Origin of the sequence: Nocardia farcinica, from assembly GCF_029867845.1 — a bacterium.
Lineage (GTDB): Bacteria > Actinomycetota > Actinomycetes > Mycobacteriales > Mycobacteriaceae > Nocardia > Nocardia farcinica_A.
On record NZ_JARWRU010001315.1, the window covers coordinates 1 to 5,203 of the forward strand.

Here is a 5,203-nt window from a genome sequence, read left to right on the forward strand (position 1 = left end):
CTAGCGGCCGCCCCCGCGGCGCCCCCCGCGGCCCACGGGGGGGGGGGGGGCGCGCCCACCCGGGGGGCGGCGCGGCTGGGCGCCCGGCTGCGGCACGCGGGCAGGCAGACGCGACGGGTCGCGATCCGGGTCGCGGTCAAGTCCTGGGACGACTCGATCTTCGCCAAGGCGGCGACCGCGGCCTTCTGGCAGACGTTGTCGCTGGCGCCGCTGCTGCTCGGTCTGCTGGGCAGTCTCGGCTACGTGGGTGGATTGTTCGGGCCCGACACCCTGGAGATCGTCGAGGCCAAGGCGCTGGCCTTCAGCAGGGAGTTGTTCAGCGAGTCGGTGGTGACCGAGCTGATCCAGCCGACCGTGACCGATGTGCTCGGGCAGGGCCGCGGCGCGGTGGTCTCCTTCGGTTTCGTGCTGTCGCTGTGGGCCGGGTCCTCGGCCATGGCGACCTTCGTCGACGCCATCGTGGAGGCCCACGACCAGCAGGACGCCAGGCATCCGGTGTGGCAGCGGGTGTACGCGCTGCTGCTGTACGTGCAGTTCCTGGTGGCCTCGGTCTTCATCCTGCCGCTGGTGGCCCTCGGCCCGGAGCTGATCGGGCGCATCCTGCCCTCGGCCTGGCGGGAACCCGGGCTGCGGCTGATCGACGCGTTCTACTATCCGGCCGTCGGACTGCTGCTGATCGTCGGTCTGACCACGCTGTACAAGTCGGCGCTGCACAAGTCGCTGCCGTGGCACCGGCTCTTCGGCGGCGCCCTGGTGGCGGGTGTGTTCTTCATGGCCGCCAGCGAGATCCTGCGGCGCTATCTGTCCTGGATCACCGGCACCGGCGTCAGTTACGGCGCGCTGGCCACCCCCATCGCCTTCCTGCTGTTCACCTTCTTCCTCGGCTTCGCGGTGGTTCTCGGCGCGGAGTTCAACGCCACCGTGCAGGAGTTCTGGCCCGCGCGCGCCACCCGGCTCGAGCAGATGAAGGAGTGGCTGAGCGACCGGGTCCGCGGCGACAGTGCCGCGCGGGAGGAACGCGGTTGGGAGATCCCGGCCGCACAGGAGGCAGGCGCACGGGACACGGGGTCCGGCGGCCCGGGGCACCGGGCGCACGTCGCCGGTCCCGGCCCGGCCGCAGCGAGCGACGGGCCGACGCCGGGCGAGATCCCGGGACCGGGCACACCCGGACACGACGAGACGCCCGGCACGTCCGACGGCCGGGCGTCGACGGGACTCACCGCGCGGGCGTCGCGGCACTCGGCGGTGGCGGCGACCACGTCGGCGGCGGAGACGAGGACGCCGCTGCACGGCGCGGGCTGAGTGGCGAACCGGCAGCGTGGCGAGCCGGCAGCGTGGCGAGCCGGCGGCCCTCAGCCGGATTCCCGCAGCCGCCGAACTCTCAGTCGCCCTTGCGCAGGGTCTCGTAGACCTTCTTGCACTCCGGGCACACCGGCGAGCCGGGCTTGGGCGAGCGGGTCACCGGGAACACCTCGCCGCACAGCGCCACCACCATGGTGCCCAGGACGGCGCTCTCGGCGATCTTGTCCTTCTTGACGTAGTGGAAGTACTTGGGGACGTCGTCGCCCGTCGTCTCGTCGGTGGTCGTATCCGGGCGGACCAGGGTATCGGTACTCACGTCCTCCATGATGCCGCATGACAGCGGGCCCATCGATTCGACCGGAGCGGCCCCGTCGTCCGGGAGAAGGGCGGACCGTGTGTGCGCCCGCACCCGCGGAGTGCAAGACTCGTAGGTATGCAGCAGCACGGCGACGCCACCGACGCCGACGACGGCCGCGGCGATCGTCGCGGAGCCCCGGCGAGTCCTCCCCCTTCCGAGGGCGATTCCGCACGGGGCCGCTCCTCCCGGGGCTATTTCCCGCAGGGCGATTTCCCGGGCAACGAGCACCGCCGGGCGGCGCTCATCACCGAGGCCGCGCCCTCGCTGGAGGATCAGCACCGCGCCAGAGTGCGCCGCTACACCATCCTCATGGCGATCCGCATTCCCGCGTTGATCCTGGCCGCCGTGGCCTACAGCATCTGGGGAAGCGCGTTGATCTCGCTGCTGATCATCGGCGCGTCCATCCCGCTGCCCTGGGCCGCCGTCCTCGTCGCCAACGACCGGCCGCCGCGCCGCCGCGACGAGCCGAGCCGATGGGATCGCCCGCAGAAGGCGATCGAAGGCCGATCACACAACGCCATCGACGGGTGAGCATGATCCGCTGGACCTGGGCGTTCCTCGATCGCCCTCGGGAGAGTTTCGACGCCTGCGTCCGCTTCTGGTCGACCGTGACCGGCACCACGCCCTCGTCCCGGCGCGGGGAGCACGGCGAGTTCCTCACCCTGCTGCCCGACCCCGGCACCGGGGCGAGCCCGGCGGTGAAGATGCAGGCCGTCGGCGGGCCGGGCGGCACGCACCTCGACTTCGATGTCGACGACATCCCCGCCGCCCGCGCCGCCGCCCTGCGCCTCGGCGCCGCCGTCGTCGCCGACCACCCGGACCACACCGTCCTGCGTTCCCCCGGCGGGCTGTCGTTCTGTCTCACCCCGGCCACGCCCGGCCCCCTCGCCCTCCCCACGGCGGTCGCGGCCCCCGACGGCACCCGGTCCCGGCTCGACCAAATCTGTCTGGACATCGGGCCGAGCGGCCACGCGGCCGAGGTCGCGTTCTGGCAGGCGCTGACCGGATGGGAATTCGTCGCGGGCCGGCTCCCCGAGTTCTCCCGCCTGCGCGCCGCCGCTCCCATGGCGCACCAACTCCTGCTGCAACGCGTCGGCGACGAAAGACCGGTCGCCGCGCACATCGACCTGTCCTGCGACGACATCGAGGCGGGCGCCGCCTGGCACGAATCGCTCGGCGCCACGGTGCTCGCCCGTTTCGAGCACTGGATCGTCCTGAGCGACCCGGCCGGGGTGGCCTACTGCGTGACCGGCCGCGACCCGAACGGCGTCTGAGGCCCGACACACCGGCCCGCGCGGGCGCCGCGACCCGGCGGTGGCAGAGTTACCGGCGTGCACACCGACCGAACGACCACCGGTTCCTCGCTGACCGCACTGTGCCCGGACCTGCGCGAAGCGCTGACCCGGGTGCGCTACGACGCCGACACCCTGCTCGAGGTGCTCGGCCCCGAGACGCACGCCGCACTCGGCCGCTCCGAGCCCGTCCCGGTGCGCCGCGCCGCCCGTGACGCGGGCGAACTGGGTGTCCTCATCCGGCTGCTGCTGCTCGGCGACCCGGTGCCCGAGCGCGAGGCCGCCGCGGCGCTCGCCCCGGTGGACATCGACCGGGCGGTCGCCGCGGGCCTGCTCGAACGCGACGGCGACCTGGTCGGCGCCGCGCTCGACCTGCGGCCGCTGGACGCGGGCGCGGGCAACCGCTGGGTGTTGTCGGACCTCGACGATTCCATGCGCAGGCGCACCCTCACCGAAGATCACGTGCTCGGCGTCGGCCACGCCTCGCTGTCGCTGCTGCGCGCAACCCCCACCCGCCCGGTCGGGTGGGTGGTCGGCCACGGCACGGGCTGCGGCGTCCAGGCGGTTCATGCCACCTCCTACGCCACCTCCGTCACCGGCACCGACGTCAACCCGAGAGCGCTGTGGCTGGCCGAGGCCACCGCGGCGCTCAACGGGCTCGACATCGAACTGCTGGAAGGTTCCTGGTTCGAGCCGGTCGCCGGTCGCCGATTCGACCAGGTGGTCGCCAACCCGCCGTTCGTGGTCGGCCCGGCCCGCGTGGAGCACACCTATCGCGACTCCGGTCTCGCCCTCGACGGCGCCAGCGAGCTGGTCGTCTCGCGGGCGGCGGACCTGCTCGCCCCAGGCGGCACCGCGGCCATGCTCTCGGCGTGGGTGCACGTCGACGGCGAGGACTGGCGCTCACGAGTGTCGTCCTGGCTGCCCGACCACGGCGTCGACGCCTGGATCGTGCAGCGCGACGTGGCCGATCCCGCCCTCTATGTCGGCACCTGGCTGCGCGATGCCGGCCTCGACCCGCGTGACCCGGCCGCGCAGGCGCGCGCCGAGCAGTGGCTGGACGCGTTCGCCGCCGCCGAGGTCGAGGGCGTCGGCTTCGGCTTCGTCTACCTGCGCGCGATCGACGGCCCCACCGAGCTGCTCGCCGAGGACCTCACCCACGGCTTCGACGATCCGCTCGGCGAGGAGGCCACCCGCTACTTCGAGCGGTCGGCCTGGCTGCGCGCCGTCGCCGCCGATCCCGGCCTGGCCTGGTCCGCGCGCTTCGAGGTCGATCCGCACACCGCGCTGGAGCGGGTCAGCCTGCCCGGCGAGGAGGGCTGGCGCGAGCAGGTGCTCCGGGTGCACCGCGGCGACGGCCCGCGCTGGCAGCACGAGGTGGACGAGGCGGCGGTCTCGCTGCTGGCGGGAATGCGGCCGGACGGTCTGCCGTTGTACGACCTGGTCGAGCTCCTCGCCGTGGCCCGTGGCGCGGACGAGGTGTCCCCGGAGTTCGCGGCCGACGCGTTGTCCGTGGTCGGCGGCCTCGTGCGGCACGGTCTGATCCGCCCTGTCCCCTAGCGGACCGCGGCGTCGGGCCGGGCTTCGCGACGACCGCCGACAGCGGTGCGGGCAGCGGATCCCGGCAGGTGTCCCCGGTGCGTCCTTCTCAGGAACTTCTCAGACGTTGTGCGTGAAACCCCCAGCTCAGCGCTGTTTATCACACCGGGGACAGGGAACTTTCTCCCTGTCGGGTCCGTTGGATCGGATGAGACACCACCGACAGGAGGCAAGTCATGACCAGCCCCGCCACCACTCGTGTGCGCCCCAGCGATTCCGACCTCGACGCCCAGAGCCCTGCCGCCGACCTGGTACGTGTGTACCTGAACGGGATCGGTCGCACCGCGCTGCTCACGGCGGCGGACGAGGTCGAGCTGGCCAAGCGCATCGAGGCGGGCCTCTATGCTCAGCATCTGCTGGAGACGAGCAAACGCCTCTCGGCCGCGAAGAAGAAGGATCTGGCGATCCTCGTACGCGACGGCCAGGCCGCCCGCCAGCACCTGCTCGAAGCCAACCTGCGGCTCGTGGTCTCCCTCGCCAAGCGCTACACCGGCCGCGGCATGCCGCTGCTCGATCTGATCCAGGAGGGCAACCTCGGCCTGATCAGGGCGATGGAGAAGTTCGACTACACCAAGGGCTTCAAGTTCTCGACCTACGCCACCTGGTGGATCCGCCAGGCCATCACCCGTGGCATGGCCGATCAGAGCCGCAC

At 72.6% G+C, this 5,203-nt stretch carries 6 protein-coding genes; 5 read left to right on the forward strand and 1 reads right to left on the reverse strand.

Going from position 1 to position 5,203, the window contains the following annotated elements:
• The first annotated feature begins 87 nt into the window (after positions 1 to 87).
• A complete protein-coding gene (locus QH283_RS29445) occupies positions 88 to 1,302 on the forward strand; it encodes a YihY/virulence factor BrkB family protein (protein WP_280506183.1) in 1,215 nt (404 codons plus the stop codon).
• 79 nt (positions 1,303 to 1,381) lie between these two features.
• On the opposite strand, the gene QH283_RS29450 is transcribed toward QH283_RS29445, so the two are convergent.
• Entirely contained in the window at positions 1,382 to 1,618 is a 237-nt protein-coding gene (locus tag QH283_RS29450; protein ID WP_280506179.1) for a DUF3039 domain-containing protein, read from the reverse strand.
• A 117-nt stretch (positions 1,619 to 1,735) separates the two neighbouring features.
• Between QH283_RS29450 and QH283_RS29455 the strand changes: the two genes are divergently transcribed.
• The 4 genes from QH283_RS29455 to QH283_RS29470 form a co-directional block, all read left to right on the forward strand.
• The gene (locus QH283_RS29455; RefSeq protein WP_280506180.1) at positions 1,736 to 2,191 is read left to right on the forward strand and encodes a DUF3099 domain-containing protein; all 456 of its coding nucleotides are present in this window, start codon (positions 1,736 to 1,738) and stop codon (positions 2,189 to 2,191) included.
• 2 nt (positions 2,192 to 2,193) lie between these two features.
• Positions 2,194 to 2,934, forward strand: coding sequence for a VOC family protein (locus QH283_RS29460; protein WP_280506184.1), 741 nt, complete (start codon positions 2,194 to 2,196; stop codon positions 2,932 to 2,934).
• A 57-nt stretch (positions 2,935 to 2,991) separates the two neighbouring features.
• Positions 2,992 to 4,512: a DUF7059 domain-containing protein gene (locus QH283_RS29465; protein WP_280506181.1), complete on the forward strand. Its 1,521-nt coding sequence runs from the start codon at positions 2,992 to 2,994 to the stop codon at positions 4,510 to 4,512.
• Positions 4,513 to 4,727: 215 nt separating this feature from the next.
• Positions 4,728 to 5,203: sigma-70 family RNA polymerase sigma factor (locus QH283_RS29470; RefSeq protein ID WP_280506182.1), on the forward strand; the 476-nt coding region annotated here is incomplete at its 3' end.

What these genes read in the sequence shown, in the direction of transcription:
- QH283_RS29455 (WP_280506180.1), top strand. Translation starts at nt 1,736, where the DNA reads ATGCAGCAGCACGGCGACGCCACCGACGCCGACGACGGCCGCGGCGAT.
- QH283_RS29460 (WP_280506184.1), top strand. Translation starts at nt 2,194, where the DNA reads ATGATCCGCTGGACCTGGGCGTTCCTCGATCGCCCTCGGGAGAGTTTC.